Source organism: Spartinivicinus ruber (genome assembly GCF_011009015.1).
In the GTDB taxonomy this organism is placed as follows: Bacteria; Pseudomonadota; Gammaproteobacteria; order Pseudomonadales; family Zooshikellaceae; genus Spartinivicinus; species Spartinivicinus ruber.
This window is the reverse complement of sequence record NZ_CP048878.1, coordinates 2,344,585-2,360,468: the sequence shown is the minus strand read 5'-3', so window position 1 is coordinate 2,360,468 and position 15,884 is coordinate 2,344,585. Positions and strand designations below refer to the sequence as shown.

Here is a 15,884-nt window from a genome sequence, read left to right as displayed (position 1 = left end):
GCTAATTACCAGAAGGTATTTGTTAAAAAATGAGGCCGCCCTTATTTAATATAAATAGATTTATATGCTGTATAAATAGAGGCATACATTACTGGCATCAATACTAAATAGCCCAATAATAAAGGTATTGCCGCAATAATCGCCATGACGAACATAAAAATGCCATAGACAAGAAATGGTAAAATATTACGCAAACACCCTTTGAAGCTCATCACCATGGCAGGCCAAGCTCCCATATCATTTAGCATAACTAATGCGGGTGCAAACCAAATCATCATAATAATGGGTAACAAAAAAGCTAAAAATAAGAGTGCAAAGATAATACCTAAAGCTGCATTAAATTCTTGAGCACCTCCAGCTGTTTGGGATGACAGACTAACCCCAAAAGCCATGGCTAACAGAAATAACACAGCAATTACAATAATTGAAAGCACTAAACTAAATACCCCGACTAATACCAGAGTGCCCAGCTTTCGCTGAAACCCTTCAAAAATATCAACCACTTCCATGCCCTGCCCCGTATCCAGCTTATAACTGGCGTAGACAAAGCCTGCAGTAAAAATTGGTGTCACTAATCCAGACACCAGGTTAACAATGGGAATAAGCGCTAATACAAATACAACTACCCAGTAAACAATCGTTGCAGCAATCCATATCCCAGGTTTACTGGTAAATAATTTAAAAGCATCACTAATCCAGGTTACCCCCGCACCTACATTTTGTTTTACAGGGTCATGCAAAGTCAGATCAGTTGAATGCTCACCTACTACATCAGCATCAGGGCTTTTATAAGGGTTTGTCTCAGTCATGAGCAGATATCCGTTATCATTCCAGGTCATTTAGGCAAGCTGTTACAACGTTATACAGTCAGTATAGCTAGCAACCAAATTGGTCACCCTTTAATCACCACTAAGCAAATACCAGTCATAACTTACTACGCTTAAGTCTTGGAGCCGCCAAACCTTGCTGACAATAAAACCAATGGTTGAACCACAATATCCATAATCTTTGATATCCATCGTGATATTCAAGCTAAGCTTGGTTTAACAGCCCAAAATATCGATCAATGGAAGGCAGGACTGGTATAAGTGGCCATTAGAAAGCATTTAACCTTAATAAGACAATTGTGTTACAGTAACAAACTTTATTTTTAAGTGGCTAATAGCTTCAACAATTATGCAACGGCTGGATTCACAGATAGTCATCGAAACCCCAGAGGGTATTTCCCTGCCACTTACACCTGCAGGCCCTGGCGTGCGAATCCTGGCATTTTTAATCGATGCTATTATTCGCTACTCTATCGTATTTGCAGTGTTTCTTGCTTTACAGTTTTTTGGTGATATTGGCAGCGGCATCGGCTTAGTTGCCTTATTTTTAGTGGAATGGTTTTACCCTGTTTTCTTTGACGTTTTTCGCCATGGTGTCACCCCTGGTAAGAAATCCTTTCATTTACGCGTCATTCATGATGATGGTTCTCCTATCTGCTTTTCCAGTTCAATGGTACGTAACCTTTTACGAGTAGCAGATTTTTTACCGGCTTTTTATATCTTAGGGGTGCTCAGTATGATGAGTAACCGGCGATTTCAACGGTTAGGGGACTTAGCAGCTGGCACCTTAGTGGTATACGACACTACCACTGCCAATTTTACTGGCACCCCAATCGAAGGCAGCCAACCTTTCCCCATCCCTTTAAACTGGCAACAGCAACAAGCCATTATCCAATTTTCTGAGCGTAGCAATACCTTATCAGAAGCTCGACAACAAGAGCTGGCTAATTTGCTAGCGCCTATTACCCATGATAAAGACCAAGCCGCTGTTACCTCTTTATTAAAAGTTGCCAATGGAATACTTGGGCGCCAATGAAGCAAGAAACTTTTGAAAATCGTTATCAACATGACTGGCAAGCATTTGAAGTAATACTTGAGCAACTGGAAAAACGCCAGGCAACTTCCGTGACCCAATTTTCCAGCCACTATCGCCGTATTTGCCACTATTTGGCGTTAGCCAAATCTCGCACCTACAGCCCTCAGTTACAAGCCAAACTGGAAAACATGGTGTTACGTGGGCATCAACAGTTGTATACCCGTAAAACACAATTCCTCTATAACAGTATTCAATTTATTTTGCTGAAATTTCCTGCCTTGCTTCGAGAAAATGGGCACTTTTTCTGGTTGGCTACGGCCCTCTTTTATCTCCCAGGGTTGGTCATGTTTTTCGCTATTCAGTGGGACCCTAATCTGGTTTACACCATAATGAATCCCCACCAAGTCACTGAATATGAAAGCATGTACGACCCCACCTTACGTCGTATAGGGAGAGACAGGCAGTCAGATACTGATATTATGATGTTTGGCTTTTATATCTGGAACAATATCGGTGTTGCCTTTAAAACCTTTGCAGGCGGGATTTTAGTGACCGTAGGCAGCCTGTTCTTTATGCTTTTTAATGGGTTATTTTTTGGCGCTTTTGCCAGCCATATCGTTAATGTCGGTTATCAAAATACTTTTTTTCCTTTTGTGATCGGCCACGGTGCATTTGAGTTAACCGCTATCACCATCGCTGGGGCAGCTGGTATAAAAATGGGCTATAGCCTTTTGGCACCAGGCAACTTATCCCGCTTGGATGCTTTAAAACAAAGCGCTAAAGTTGCTATACAGCTTCTGTTGGGAGCTGCTTTTATGCTGGTTATTGCAGCCTTTGTTGAAGCATTTTGGTCATCTTCTACACTGCTCACCCCAACCCTTAAATACGGCATTGGCGCTTTATTTTGGTTACTGGTTGCTGGTTACCTTGGTTTAGGAGGTAAAAGCCATGCAACTTGAACGAATTGCCTTTACTGCCCGTCCGCGTCAACCCTGGGAAGCGGCTGACTTAGGAATGCAGTTTACCCGCTCTCTATACTGGCAATTGGTCAAGCTTTGCTTGCTGGTTACTTTGCCTATTTATGTGTTACTTGAAATCATTTGGACCAATACAGTCGTCAGCAGCCTTGTTATCTGGTGGCTAAAACCACTTTGGGAGCGCATTGTTCTGGTAGTTCTCAGCCAATCAGTATTCCAATCGACACCAACTACTCGTCAGGCCTTGCAAGGTTTTAAATCAATCGTCGGGCGCCAAGCATTCGCTGCAATCACTTGGCGGCGGTTTTCACCAACTCGCTCTTTTAACTTGCCCGTTATTCAATTAGAAGGATTAAAAGGCCAACAATACCAGTCACGCTTATCGATTTTACATCGAGGTAATACCTCACCTGCCTTCTGGTTAACTATTATTGGCATACACTTAGAGTCTTTTCTTTCATTAAGTGCATTTATGCTAGTCATCTACCTGGCACCAAATATCAATGAGTTGTCAGAAGCAGTTGACTTACTCGAAATAACCTGGATAGGTAGTTTATTTTATTATTCCAGTATGCTGATGGTTGCCCCCTTTTATGTGGCCAGTGGTTTTTTTCTTTACTTGAATCGTCGTATTTTATTGGAAGGCTGGGATATTGAACTAATATTCCGCCAAATGGCGGCTAGCCATAAGCAACCAGCCAAGTCTATAAATAAAACAGCCCAACTCATGTTAACGGCAGGCTTACTGATTGGTAGCCTGTATCCAATGCAAGATGTTTTTGCAGGGGTAGTTGAAACACCTGAGGCAGCCAAAACCAACATAGAAGAAGTACTTAATAGCGATGACTTCCATCAAATCGAAACAACCCGCTTTCCAAAACTGGACATAGACTGGAGCTGGCTATTTGATGATGAACATGATGATACATCAGAACAAGGTTGGTTAGCCAATTTAGCCATGGCCATCGCTCCGTTTATAGAGGTGGTTTTATGGAGCATTGTTGTTGTACTCATACTATTGGTGACATTTCGCTATCGCCACTGGATAATGACTTTAACCAAACCCATTAGCACCCCAGCTAAACCCTCTAGCCAGCCAAACACCCTGTTTGGTCTGGAAGTAAATGCCGAATCCTTACCTAAGAATATTCCTTCAACCGTCATAACATTGTGGAAAAACCAGCAACACCGAGAAGCGGTTGGTTTGCTCTATCGAGCCATACTCAACCAATTAATTAGCCATTATCAAGTGCCTATTATTAATGGGGATACTGAAGGTGATTGTATAAACAAAACGAAACCTTTAGCTAACAGCCAGCTCACTCAATATCTACAAGATGTCACTGCCATTTGGTTACAATTGGCCTATGCCCATCAACTACCTACCGAGCCTATGATAACAGCACTTTGCCAGCGCTGGCAGCAGCTGGACACAGGAGCAGCAGATGGCTAAGTCAACTAAAATCATCCTGGCAATTATTCTCCTATTAATCATTGCAAGTGCTGGCTGGTTATTGATTCATATTGAGTGGCAACAACGAGAAATTGATTTAGGCTATTCCAAAGCAGCCAAACAAAATCACTACCTGGCGTTACAACAATTTCTTGCTAAACAAGGCATTAATGCCACTGTCAAACAAGGCTTAGCAGGTGTTGATAAAATGTCTGGTTATGGCACTGTTATTCTTTCTCAGGCATACAGTTCATTAGATAAACAACGGACCCAACGATTACTGAAATGGGTTAAAATGGGTGGCCATTTAATTATGGAAGCCCATAATCCTTTTATTCATGATTTGGCCACTAAAAAAGACACTATCTTCAGTCAATTTAATGTTACTGTTATTGACGATGAATCAGTGGATGATAACCTGGAAGAACGCCTTCAATCTTTAGCCGCGACCCTAGATCAGGCTAAAGGAAAACGCCAAAAAAATTGCCGTGGTTATGGATTATTAGGCGAAATTAAAATTAAAGGCCTAACCAACCCCCTTACCATTGATTTTTCCAATGATCGATTATTAAGTGCACCTCTAGATAACGCTTATGGCTGGGTGACGGCTGAAACAAATGATAATTTAGTGAGAATGGTTCAATTCCAATATGGCGATGGCTTAATCAGCTTTATGGGTAGCCTAAAATTATGGCGTAACCCCTATATCAGTTGTGAAGATAATGCTTTTTTACTCACTCAGCTAATTGATCCCAAAGGAGATTTAACCCTATTTAAAAATCAGGATAGCGATTCATTATTTACCAAGTTATGGCAATGGGCGCCTTATTTTATAATTGGCTTTGGCTTATGGCTGATCGCCTGGTTATGGCATCAAGGCATACGTTTTGGCCCCATAAAGCATTATCAGCCTTATGAAATACGACAGATTGTTGAGCATATTGAAGCGGCCAGCCGATTATGCTGGCAACAACAACAAATTGCTGAGCAAGTGGATCAGCTAAGAAAAGCAATTTTAACCCAATACGCAGATAAGCACCCTGGTTTTAAACAGCTAAGTGCCTCCGAACAAACTCAACATATTGCTAAAGATACCCATCTAGCAGATGCCCTGATTGAACACAGCTTATTTTCACCAGTCTCCCGAAAAGAAGTTGAATTTACCCAACAGTTAAAAGGGCTACAACAAATTAGGAACGGTTTATGACACAAGCACCCAATGCCAATCTGGAGCAAACCCAAGCCTATGAGCTCACCCAACAAATTCAACAACAGCTGAACAATGTTGTGATTGGTCAGCCTGAAGTGGTTAACCAAGTATTAATTGGTTTATTAGCAGGTGGCCATATTTTAATTGAAGGGGTACCTGGCTTGGGTAAAACCTTACTGGTGCGGTCTTTAGCCAAAACGTTTAATGGCCACTTCAGTCGTATTCAATTTACTCCCGATTTAATGCCAACGGATATTACTGGGCATGCCTTGTTTAATATGCAATCCAGAGAGTTCGAAATTCGCAAAGGCCCAGTTTTTACTAATTTATTATTAGCCGACGAAATCAACCGGGCTCCAGCAAAAACCCAAGCCGCATTACTGGAAGTCATGCAGGAAAAACAAGTAACTATTGAGGGGGACTCTTTTGCAGTATCCGCTCCATTTATGGTGCTTGCCACACAGAACCCTATTGAACAAGAAGGCACTTATCCGTTACCAGAAGCCGAGCTTGACCGGTTTATGATGAAAGTTTTTATTAATTATCCCGCTGCTGACCAAGAATTAGCCATGGTTGCTAAGCTATCAGCACCATCTAAAGAAGATTATCTGGCTCAAGTTAAGTCGATCTTAACAGCTGAAGCTGTGATTAATCTACAACACCTGACGAATCAAGTAACAACTGACACCAGTGTGTTGGATTATGCTGTTCGTATTGTGCGTACTACCCGAGACTGGCCAGGTATTTCCCGAGGCGCTGGTCCCAGGGCCAGCTTGTTTATTGTGCAAGCAGCTAAAGCTAATGCGCTACTAAATAGTAGAAATTTCATCACGCCTGATGATATCAAAACCCTAGCCTTACCTATCCTTCGCCATAGGGTATTATTAAGTGCTGACCGGGAATTGGAAGGAGTGACCGCTGACCAGGCATTAGCAGAATTACTTGCCCAAGTGGATGCTCCTCGACAATGAGACAGTTTAAGCCTAGTCAGTCATTTCTGTATTTTTTGCTTTTATTTGCTGGGCTGGGATTAGCTCAAGCTGTTAGTAGTCAGTTTTGGCCTAATGTATTGCCTTGGTTTTCCCAGCTATTATTGGCTGGTTTGTTAATTATTAGTCTGTTGGCCATAGCTGATGTGCTTTCATCCAAACAAGCTCCCACACTCACTATTACCCGACAATTGCCTCATAATTTAGCCCTGTCCAACCCCGTTAGCGTTGAAGTTTTGATTCACCATAAAAGCCGGCAACGGCAGCAAATACAGCTTTATGACCATGTACCTAGTCAATTTAATTTTGCTGGGTTGCCTTTAACCATAGAATTACTTCCAGGTAAATACTCCATTGCCCATTATCAAGTCACCCCTCATCAACGAGGGCCAGCACGATTTGAGCAAGTAGAAGTCAGTATCCGCTCCCAATTGGGTTTATGGGAAATGCAATTTATTTACCCAGTAACGACCGAAGTGAAAATTTACCCCAACTTTGCCACCGTCACTGGCTATAATCTATTAGCCAATAGCCATCATACTTCTCAACTGGGGATACGTAAGCAACAACGTCGGGGAGAAGGCATGGACTTTCATCAACTAAGAGAGTACCGACCTGGAGACCCTCTACGACAAGTAGATTGGAAAGCCACTGCAAGACGGTTGTCGCTTATCTCAAAAGAATATCAAGATGAGCGAGACCAACAAATACTCATCCTGTTGGATAGTGGAAAACGAATGCGCATTCAGGATGGCCAACTAACCCATTTTGATCACGCGCTAAACTCCTTATTGTTACTTGCTTTAGTCGCATTAAAACAGGGTGATGTAGTAGGTATGATGAGTTTTGGGCAAAGCAATCGGTGGGTACCTGGGATTAAAGGCACCGGCAATATAAATATGTTGCTTAATAACTTCTATGATTTATACCCTGATGAACAGCCTACTGACTATATTGCAGCTGCGGAAGATTTAATGACCCGCCAGCGTAAACGGGCTTTAGTTGTATTAGTTACCAACCTGCGCGATGAAGATACCCAAGATCTGGTGGCTGCCATCAAATTACTACGCCGAAAACACTTGGTATTATTGGTCAATTTACAAGAAACCGCTATACAACAAATTAACCACCAACCCATCAGCGATTTTTCCGATGCCCTGCGATATTTAGGTGCTTATCAATATTTAACTGAACGCAGTGCAACCGTTGACAAATTAGTAGCAGAAGGAGCCTTAACTCTTGATTGTACACCACAAGAAATGATGGCCCGTTTAGTGAACCACTATCTAGATATTAAACGCAGTGGCAGGCTTTAATAATTACCGTCAAATCACTTAGATTTATGATTACCAGGTTCCAGGAGAATTACTGAGCCGTCTTTTACTTTGACGCAGTTTCGCCCCGCTTGCTTGGCTTGATACATTGCTTGATCGGCTTCTTTTAATAGGTCAAAATGGCTTGCCTTAACCGAAGGTAAGACACTAGCAACACCTGCACTTATAGTTACACTATCGTTGGTCGGAGAAAACTCATGGTGAATATGTAAATTTTCAATTCCCTCTCGCATCGTTTCTGCCACTTTCAACGCACCAACTTTATCAGTGCCTGGTAATATCACCACAAATTCCTCACCACCATAACGGGCAATGGAATCTGTTTCACGCATAGTCAAAGCGTTGAGAGCTTTAGCGACTAACCGAAGACATTGGTCGCCTGCTTGATGGCCATAATGGTCGTTGTATAACTTAAAATGATCAATATCGATCATAATAATGGCCAGACTTTTCTGATGACGAACAGCTCGTTTCCACTCCCTTTTAAATACTTCATCAAAATAGCGACGATTACTGAGTTCAGTCAGTGGGTCCACAAGCGACAATCGTCGTAATTCAGTCTCAGCTTGCTTGCGAGTAGTAATTTCTGCTTCAAGCTTTTTATTCGTTTCTACAATAGCGACTGCATAATCATTCGTTTCAAGCTGGCGTAGTCGCAATTTACGAAGTGCCAACGTAATACAGATAAGACAACAAACTAAGATACTACTGATGAGAATAAACGACTGCCTGAGCATACTATTAGTAAGTAGCATATGAGTTTCTATTGGAATAACCACTTCCAAAACCCCTCTCACATCACCTACTCGCCAATCATTTTTAGGACTATCAGGATGGGAATTGTGACAGTTGATGCAGCTTGGCCGCATTAAATCAGCAGAAGCATAGCGTAAAGAGGCTCGACCATCCACCTCTTCAAAGCGATAATAAGGCTGATTGGGATTGTTTTGTAAGTATTGCCAGGCTGACTTAGCAAAAGCATCACTTAGCCCACCAGAAATTTCACGCCAGGGAAAAGGATATTTACTATAAAGCCGACTTTTTATGCCACCTTGTTTCCCCCCAAGGCGATTTCCCAATAACATACTTAGCGTTGCAGGAAGAGGAATTGCGTCCGCTTTGGTTCTATAATCATGGCTAACCTTAATACCATGGGTTTGTGCGATTACCACCACTTCAGAAGTATATAAGGTACGAAATTCCGTAAGAGCCTGAGAGTAAGATTGCGCATTATCCAACGCCGTCGTCTGGATTTGCTCATTAGCCAGGTGCTCCAAATGCCATAAGATGACGATGGTGGCCATGGTAAAAGTGACTGCCAAGGTTATTAATGGATGATTGATAAATGCATTAATAGAAAACTCAAACAACCTGGAAATACGCTGTTTCATTAACTGTCATTCCTACAACAAATACACAGCTATCATAACCTACTGTAGTATATGCCACTCCAGTTTATCTAATTATCAAATCAAATTGATATTTTTCTCTTGAAGGATTTTAGTTTTGATTAAAGTGCACTTAAAACTCAAGTAAATCGTAGGTGACTAGCAACCGGTTAACCCGCTCGCTGTTTTCAAGCCCTTTGTGGTTAGCATAGTACCAGCCTAAGCCAAGCCCTTCTAATAACCCAGTCTGGATAGTGTAAGACAGATAGCCACCTAACTCTGTTGCGACATTCTTTTCATCCTGTTCAATTAATAGCATTTCATCAGGTCGAGAACCACGGGCATAATGCATACTTAAAGTTAAGCCCGGTAGTGAAGCCTCTGCAAAATCGTAATCAAACCCCAACACCCAGGCACCTTCATTTTTATGGTTAAAGTTTTTATGCAGTGCCAAAGTTGAGTTAAAGGTACCTTCATCATCGTAGAAATACCCTCCTGCCCAATCAGCATCATAGGTTTTGTTATAGCCTAAATAAAGTTTGCCATGGCGGGTATGTAAAGCACTCGTTAAATTAATATAACGGCTTTTGTAGTCTTCATACCGCACATAGGTGAACATTTGGGCATTATTAAAAGATAGCCAGTCATAATAACCAAAACCATTTTTGCCTTGCGCTTGGCCATAACGTGCATCGAATAAAATAGCAACGTCACTGTTAAGCTCAGTGATATAAAACAGTTTGGCAAAATATTTTGCAAGCTGATCACCGGCTTTGCCATACTCAAGCTGCCCGGTTAGACCCGGTGCTAATTGATAGTTAAGGCCCAGAATATCAATGTGCTTAATTTTACTCTGGCGATCATAACTTTCTAAATTGCTTAATAACTGGCTAGAGCGACGATTGTGGTATTTATTAAAACGAGTCAAATAAACTTGGGCATTTTTCCAATTAGCAGTAATTAACGCACCAAAGATAGAACTGGCTGTAACATTGGAGTTTGCTGTCGAAAAGGTGGCTATATCGACACTTTGCAAACCGTAATGTAAACCAATATTAAAAGTGTCATCGCCAAAGCGCAGTTTAGTATAAGCCTGTGAAATAGTAGATAAACTACCACTACTGTCACTACTCAATTGAGGTTGACGTAAATAATCAATCTCTTCTGTTTCTAAAATAGGAACTTCTATTTGACAAGCTTGAGGGGCTTGATTATCAGGATCCAACATACAACCCTGCATTTCCTTACTTTTTGCCTCAAGTTGTTCATAACTAAAAGACGAAAAGACAAATTCGCTATCACTCGCTATAGGCTGCTCTATAAAACCCGCTGCTTCAGCTCCTTCAACTGCCTGCTGCTGAGCGACTAGCCCATGGCCACCACCTCTATTATTTGCTCCGTTACTGTTACTGTTATTGTTGCCATTTACATAAGAGGCACTCCCCATGGTGAAATCAAATCCAATAAAACCAAAATAATAATCGGACTTAAATTCCAGCTCTAAACCATGAACCCATTCATCCAAGTCAAATACTTCACTGCGTTGAGCTGCATTACTATTAACAAACAAGTTGTTGTAACGCATTGTAACAGGTCCATTGCTTTTCTCCATACCAACACAAGCGCTACTCATTAAACCTAATGATAAAGCTATTGCAGTGAAAATCGATAAATTTCTTACGGCTACCACACTAGAATGCATTACAACAACCACTACAACGTTTTATAGCAAATAAACAACGCCAGAATGTATAAAATCTGGTGAAATTATTGGGATAAAGGAGGGAAATAAAAGGAAACTGATTTAGTTTAACTTGCGGTACATTGATGTCCTCCATGGCTATAAAACAGCTGTATCCCTTCACTTATTGGGAGTGGTTAATGAATATCTTGTCGTATTTTATTTATTTCCTTTTGAAGTTAAAGTTATAAGTTCACAGTTTCATGTACTGTTTCAGTAACAAAAGCCCCTGTTTTTAAAGACATCCGCGTACCCAATATCCTCAACGTTTAATACCCTATACCTAATGCTCATCGTATACATCCCTTATGCATAAATAATACTATATTCTTCGCGAATGTTTTTTAGGCTTGTTACAATTTATATTATTCCCTACTTTACCTTGCTTATTTTCGTTTTTGGCGTTTTACGTCTAGCCTTAATAACTCAATAAAAATAAAAAAGGAATTTTCATAATGCGTTTAATTATTGTCTTGCTAGCCAATATACGACTTTTTATCTCTATCTTGTTTATGCTGCTATACACCTCAACTGTATCGGCAGGGGCTTACTCACAAAGCTGGCTTAACCGTGCTATTCAGTTGCAAATCAAACTGGATATTAGCGAGCCTCTCGGTCGTAGTACTTTTTTATATACCCATAACAGTTACAATTCAAAAGCCTATGCAAACTTGGGTAGTTATTGGGACCCGAATCATCAATTAAGTATTCATCAGCAGCTAGAGTATGGTATCCGCGCTATTGAATTAGATACCCATTGGACCTTAGGCACCCGAGCAAAAAAAGAAATTTTATTGTGCCACGGTACCAATAAGCACACAGGATGTAGTATTTTCGACCGACAATTGACAGCCACTCTCAAAGAAATAAGTAACTGGTTACGGAAGCCTAACCACCGAGATCAGCTACTGATGATCTATTTAGAAGACCACTTGGATGGTCATTATCAGGAAGCATTAGCAGCACTCAACCAAAGTTTCGGCGACCTGATCTATCGCCCAAGTAACTGCCAAACGTTGCCCCAAACAGTCTCCAAACAGGATATTTTGCAACAAGGCAAACAAGTGATTTTAGTTGGGGGGAATTGTGCAACTCCTGCATGGAGCTCAACGGTTTTTAAAGACCATTGGACAACCGAAAATGGCAGCTTTAGCGGTTACCCGCTTTGCACGACCAAACGATTTTCTGCAATGGAAGTGGCGAATCAGTTAATCCGTATTTATGAGGATGCTACCTGGTTAACCCGCCACTTTGGCAATCCTCCACCCACAATCACACCTCAGGTAATGCAAAATGCAGTTAACTGTGGTCTCGGTTTAGTAGGCGCAGAACCATTGAAGGAATTTGATCCACGCTTGTATGCAGCGGTATGGAGTTGGGCAACCGATGAACCCAAAGCTAACTCAACCGATCAGCACTGCGCGATTCAAGGCAAAAATGGCCGTTTTTACTCTGAAGCATGTACTAACCATTACCCTTATAGTTGTCGTAATAGACAAACTAATCATTGGCAAATAACAACTAACGAAGGAAGCTGGTCTCAGGGAGAGCATCAGTGTAAACAAGCCTTTGGCCCTAACTATCAATTTGATGTACCTAGAAGTGGCTATCAAAACTTACAATTACTAAATGAAACAAGCAGTAAAATAGTATGGGTGAACTATCAGGATCAAAATAAGCAAGGAATGTGGTTACCGGGAGATTATCCTATGGATTTAATTGATGAATAAAAAATTCTGTTTGCTAAAAATTATAGCCTTCGCTTTTGGTATAAATAAGCAGTGATTACCAAAAATAATGTGAACCAAAAGAGTTTTCACTAGAGAACTCTATCTAAAATAATAGTTTAAAATACCTAAAACGTTTTTAGTTTGCGTATAGTTTGGTTTCTCATAAATATGGGGAGATTTAATAATGGGAATTATTGCTTGGATCATTTTAGGATTAATTGCTGGTATACTTGCCAAGTGGATTATGCCTGGTCGAGATGGCGGCGGTTTTATTCTTACCACTTTATTAGGTATTGCAGGTGCATTAGTCGGTGGTTATATCGGTAGCCTCCTTGGTTTCGGTAGTGTAAACTCCTTTAGTTTACAAGGTATTTTTATTGCTACAGGCGGCGCATTTTTACTGCTGTTTTTATATCGACTTATTAATAAATAACAGTCAAGCCTAAGTAACTGCTACTGTATACCCTATATAAATTATATCAATAGGGTTATACAGTAGTTTTTTAGAGAAAATGATTTTTTATTTAATTTACAATTTATTAATCACTGAACGTCACATAAAACAGTGTTAATCATGCCACACTTTCTCGCTCAGTTTTAAATGAACTTCCTTTTGACTTTCTAAAAATTCATTAAAAATGGGTAACACCTCCTGATAATTATTAGCAGTTGCGTGCTGTTTGAAGTCATTGATTTTAGCAAATAATGCTAACTCCAAGTCAGAATTATTAATCTTAGCTAGCAGCTTTTCCGTTTCCTCTCTTATTGACGTCCCTGGTGTTGCAATAGCGATAAACATTTTTTTCAGCTCTTTTTCATGCTGCTGCATAAATAACTGCCACCGCTCTATCTGCTCTGTATTATGTAAGGTGTTATAAATAGGCAATAAATAACTTAGCGTGTTACTACCCAACCATTCCTGTCTTACAACTGTTTGTTTTTCAGCTGCTTTCGCACTAACTGCCGCTTTAACAGCAGGTGCGACAAGAACACCTAACCCAGGCACCATTGCTGCACGGCCCATTTGAGTTTTTATTCTGACAAACTGTAAACTCCAATGACCTTTAACAGACTGTTTAAAACGACATTCTAGGCTAGCACCTAACTCCAATCCCACATCAAACACATGGCTTAAGGTCTGCCTTAACTGAGATAAAATACTTTGCTGAGTGACACCTGGAGTTGCTGGATTATTTTCAGAGTCAGCGCGACTGGATTGAAGAATAGAGTCTAAACTGGTAAAGGCAGTTTTATCAGAGGCAATTAATGATAAGATATTTTCAACATTAAACTGGTTATCAAGCTTGATAGTAAAGTCTAAAAATTTACCTTGCCGATAATAGTTTGGGTGTTGTTCTGTATCTGTATAAGTGACATTAAGACTTAAGCCAGCATTTTCAGAAGGTAGCGCCAATGATAAAGTGCCTCCATATTCATTACGTAATAACTGACAACGAGTAGGAAAACTCAGTTGCTTAATCATTTTATTCAGTGGCACATAAAAAAGTGGCTGTCTTAATTGCTTTTCAAAAGCTTGATAAGCTTGCTCGTATTGTTGTCGTTGCACTGCTGGGCAACTAGCAAGATATAACTGTAATAACGCTACATAGGAAATTGATACTGACTTTAGATAATCAACCCTGCCCTTTGTCCCCCGCTGGGCCTCTATTGACGCTTTTACTTTTTTAGCTTGAGCTAAATGACTGGGTTGAATTTTTTTCGGATTAGCTCGAGCATAGTCACAAAATTGAACCAACTCAGTATAATGCTGATATTCAGCCACGAGTTTGTCCAATACCTGTTTAGCTCGATCAACAAAGGGCACTTGTTGCTGACAACCCAGTTTAGATAGGTCTCGAATACTTTTCGAGTAATAATGCTGATCAAAACGAAATAGTCGTAACACGTCTTGTTTTAAACTATCCACTAAAGGTTCTCGTTTTGCGATATCTGCTTTAAGCCTACTAGCTGATAACTCACTACTAAAGATTCGTTTAAATAGTTGTACCCCTGCCGCTACTTTACCCGTCAGCAGTTTCATCTTCATTGGGATTTTTTTTTCTTGAGATAGCTCTGGTACCCATTGTGCAGGCAAGCCTTGTTTGAGTAATAAATTATTTAATCGATACTGGCTTGATAATGCCTGTTGCTGGAGTTCAACATAGGTCTGGTTGCGCTTCCAATCCATCAACTGACCAATACTTTTGCTGGTAGCAGCAGTAAACAAAGCTCCCATGATCGAGTCCACATAACGATCAACAAAAGCCATTAACGACTCATCACTGTAAACAGTCCCACAATCAGCCTGGGCACCGACCACCCCTTCAGCAATGGCTTTATCACCTGCCGCCAAACTGAGTTTTAATCCAGCGGCACGTATTTCTAAAATGCCTGTATCATCATCCGTTAACACCTTAAAGACAGCTTTGAAGGTCACACCACCTTCTAATAAGTCTAAACCCAGCAAACAGGCTCCAACTGATAGACGTAACTGGGCCTGATACTCACTACTACTACCTGGCTGCTCAAACTGGCTTAACTGTTGGTATAATTGTTGCTTTAATAATTCTCTGGCAATGGCTAAGTTTTGTAATTTAGCTTGTGTTGCCAATAGCTCAGTTAACTCCTGAAATTCAGTTCCCTCGGGTAATTCTTTTGCTAATTTTTTTACTAGTTGATAAAAGCTGATAATTTCCGCATCAGTCAATGTTTCCTCCGTACATCCACTTAACTGATCAGTTAACTGTTTTATTTGATTATTGGTGTTATATTGAATGGTGTAATTTTTGAATTTATGATTATTCAAAGAGTCAGAGGTATTAAGCGTGGCGACAGCCGTGGTTTTTTTCTGAAATAACTGTAATAGCTCTAATAAGCTTGTTCGCAGCCATTGCCCAGTTTCATTGCGTATGTAGAAAGGAGTAGTATGCGATTGAGATTCACTTTGTTGCTTTTTTAAGCAGTGCTTAAAAAAGGAAAAACAATTAGAGCTGTTGACTTTTCCTGGTTCGATGTTATTGAGTATTTTAACAATACGGCCTTTATATATATAAACAATTGATTGACTAACATAATTAGGTTTTGATGCTTGACTAGACGGCGCAATTATTTTAATTGTTGTTGATTGCATTGTATTTATTATTTTTTGCTAAGTTGCTTTAATTATTACTAAATAACCAACATACGATCTTTAGTAATT

At 40.3% G+C, this 15,884-nt stretch carries 12 protein-coding genes; 8 read left to right on the top strand and 4 right to left on the bottom strand.

The features are described 5' to 3' along the window. Nucleotides 1-41: 41 nt before the first annotated feature. Complete coding sequence (locus G4Y78_RS11110) at nt 42-809, bottom strand: BPSS1780 family membrane protein (RefSeq protein WP_163833087.1); 768 nt, start codon at nt 807-809, stop codon at nt 42-44. 367 nt (nt 810-1,176) lie between these two features. Here G4Y78_RS11110 and G4Y78_RS11105 point away from each other — a divergent pair, with 367 nt between their 5' ends. The 6 genes from G4Y78_RS11105 to G4Y78_RS11080 are packed head-to-tail and all read left to right on the top strand — an operon-like array spanning nt 1,177 to nt 7,808. Then, nucleotides 1,177-1,863 (top strand): RDD family protein, encoded by a 687-nt coding sequence (locus tag G4Y78_RS11105; RefSeq protein WP_163833086.1) that lies wholly within the window; start codon nt 1,177-1,179, stop codon nt 1,861-1,863. Continuing rightward, on the top strand, nt 1,860-2,822 hold the full coding sequence (locus tag G4Y78_RS11100) for a stage II sporulation protein M (protein ID WP_163833085.1): 963 nt from the start codon (nt 1,860-1,862) through the stop codon (nt 2,820-2,822). Before G4Y78_RS11105 ends, G4Y78_RS11100 begins: the two co-directional genes overlap by 4 nt. Then, the gene (locus G4Y78_RS11095; protein ID WP_163833084.1) at nt 2,812-4,293 is read left to right on the top strand and encodes a hypothetical protein; all 1,482 of its coding nucleotides are present in this window, start codon (nt 2,812-2,814) and stop codon (nt 4,291-4,293) included. The genes G4Y78_RS11100 and G4Y78_RS11095 overlap by 11 nt, the downstream gene beginning before the upstream one ends. Further along, nucleotides 4,286-5,500, top strand: a complete 1,215-nt coding sequence (locus G4Y78_RS11090; RefSeq protein WP_163833083.1) for a DUF4350 domain-containing protein — start codon at nt 4,286-4,288, stop codon at nt 5,498-5,500. Before G4Y78_RS11095 ends, G4Y78_RS11090 begins: the two co-directional genes overlap by 8 nt. Beyond that, nucleotides 5,497-6,474 (top strand): AAA family ATPase, encoded by a 978-nt coding sequence (locus G4Y78_RS11085; RefSeq protein ID WP_163833082.1) that lies wholly within the window; start codon nt 5,497-5,499, stop codon nt 6,472-6,474. The genes G4Y78_RS11090 and G4Y78_RS11085 overlap by 4 nt, the downstream gene beginning before the upstream one ends. Beyond that, nucleotides 6,471-7,808 carry a DUF58 domain-containing protein gene (locus G4Y78_RS11080; RefSeq protein WP_163833081.1) on the top strand — a complete coding sequence of 446 codons (1,338 nt, stop codon included), beginning with the start codon at nt 6,471-6,473 and terminating at the stop codon, nt 7,806-7,808. The genes G4Y78_RS11085 and G4Y78_RS11080 overlap by 4 nt, the downstream gene beginning before the upstream one ends. A 14-nt stretch (nt 7,809-7,822) precedes the next feature. Here G4Y78_RS11080 and G4Y78_RS11075 read toward each other — a convergent pair whose 3' ends face one another. Beyond that, nucleotides 7,823-9,217 carry a diguanylate cyclase gene (locus G4Y78_RS11075; RefSeq protein ID WP_163833080.1) on the bottom strand — a complete coding sequence of 465 codons (1,395 nt, stop codon included), beginning with the start codon at nt 9,215-9,217 and terminating at the stop codon, nt 7,823-7,825. Nucleotides 9,218-9,347: 130 nt separating this feature from the next. Further along, nucleotides 9,348-10,916: an OprD family outer membrane porin gene (locus tag G4Y78_RS11070; protein WP_163833079.1), complete on the bottom strand. Its 1,569-nt coding sequence runs from the start codon at nt 10,914-10,916 to the stop codon at nt 9,348-9,350. 494 nt (nt 10,917-11,410) lie between these two features. Here G4Y78_RS11070 and G4Y78_RS11065 point away from each other — a divergent pair, with 494 nt between their 5' ends. Together G4Y78_RS11065 and G4Y78_RS11060 are read left to right on the top strand one after the other, a co-directional pair. Beyond that, nucleotides 11,411-12,685 (top strand): phosphatidylinositol-specific phospholipase C domain-containing protein, encoded by a 1,275-nt coding sequence (locus tag G4Y78_RS11065; protein WP_163833078.1) that lies wholly within the window; start codon nt 11,411-11,413, stop codon nt 12,683-12,685. A gap of 184 nt (nt 12,686-12,869) precedes the next feature. Beyond that, entirely contained in the window at nt 12,870-13,118 is a 249-nt protein-coding gene (locus G4Y78_RS11060; protein ID WP_163833077.1) for a GlsB/YeaQ/YmgE family stress response membrane protein, read from the top strand. A 135-nt stretch (nt 13,119-13,253) separates the two neighbouring features. Here the strand turns inward: G4Y78_RS11060 and G4Y78_RS11055 are convergent, their stop codons facing one another. Then, nucleotides 13,254-15,815, bottom strand: coding sequence for a DUF1848 domain-containing protein (locus G4Y78_RS11055; protein WP_163833076.1), 2,562 nt, complete (start codon nt 15,813-15,815; stop codon nt 13,254-13,256). Between the last annotated feature and the right edge of the window lie 69 nt (nt 15,816-15,884).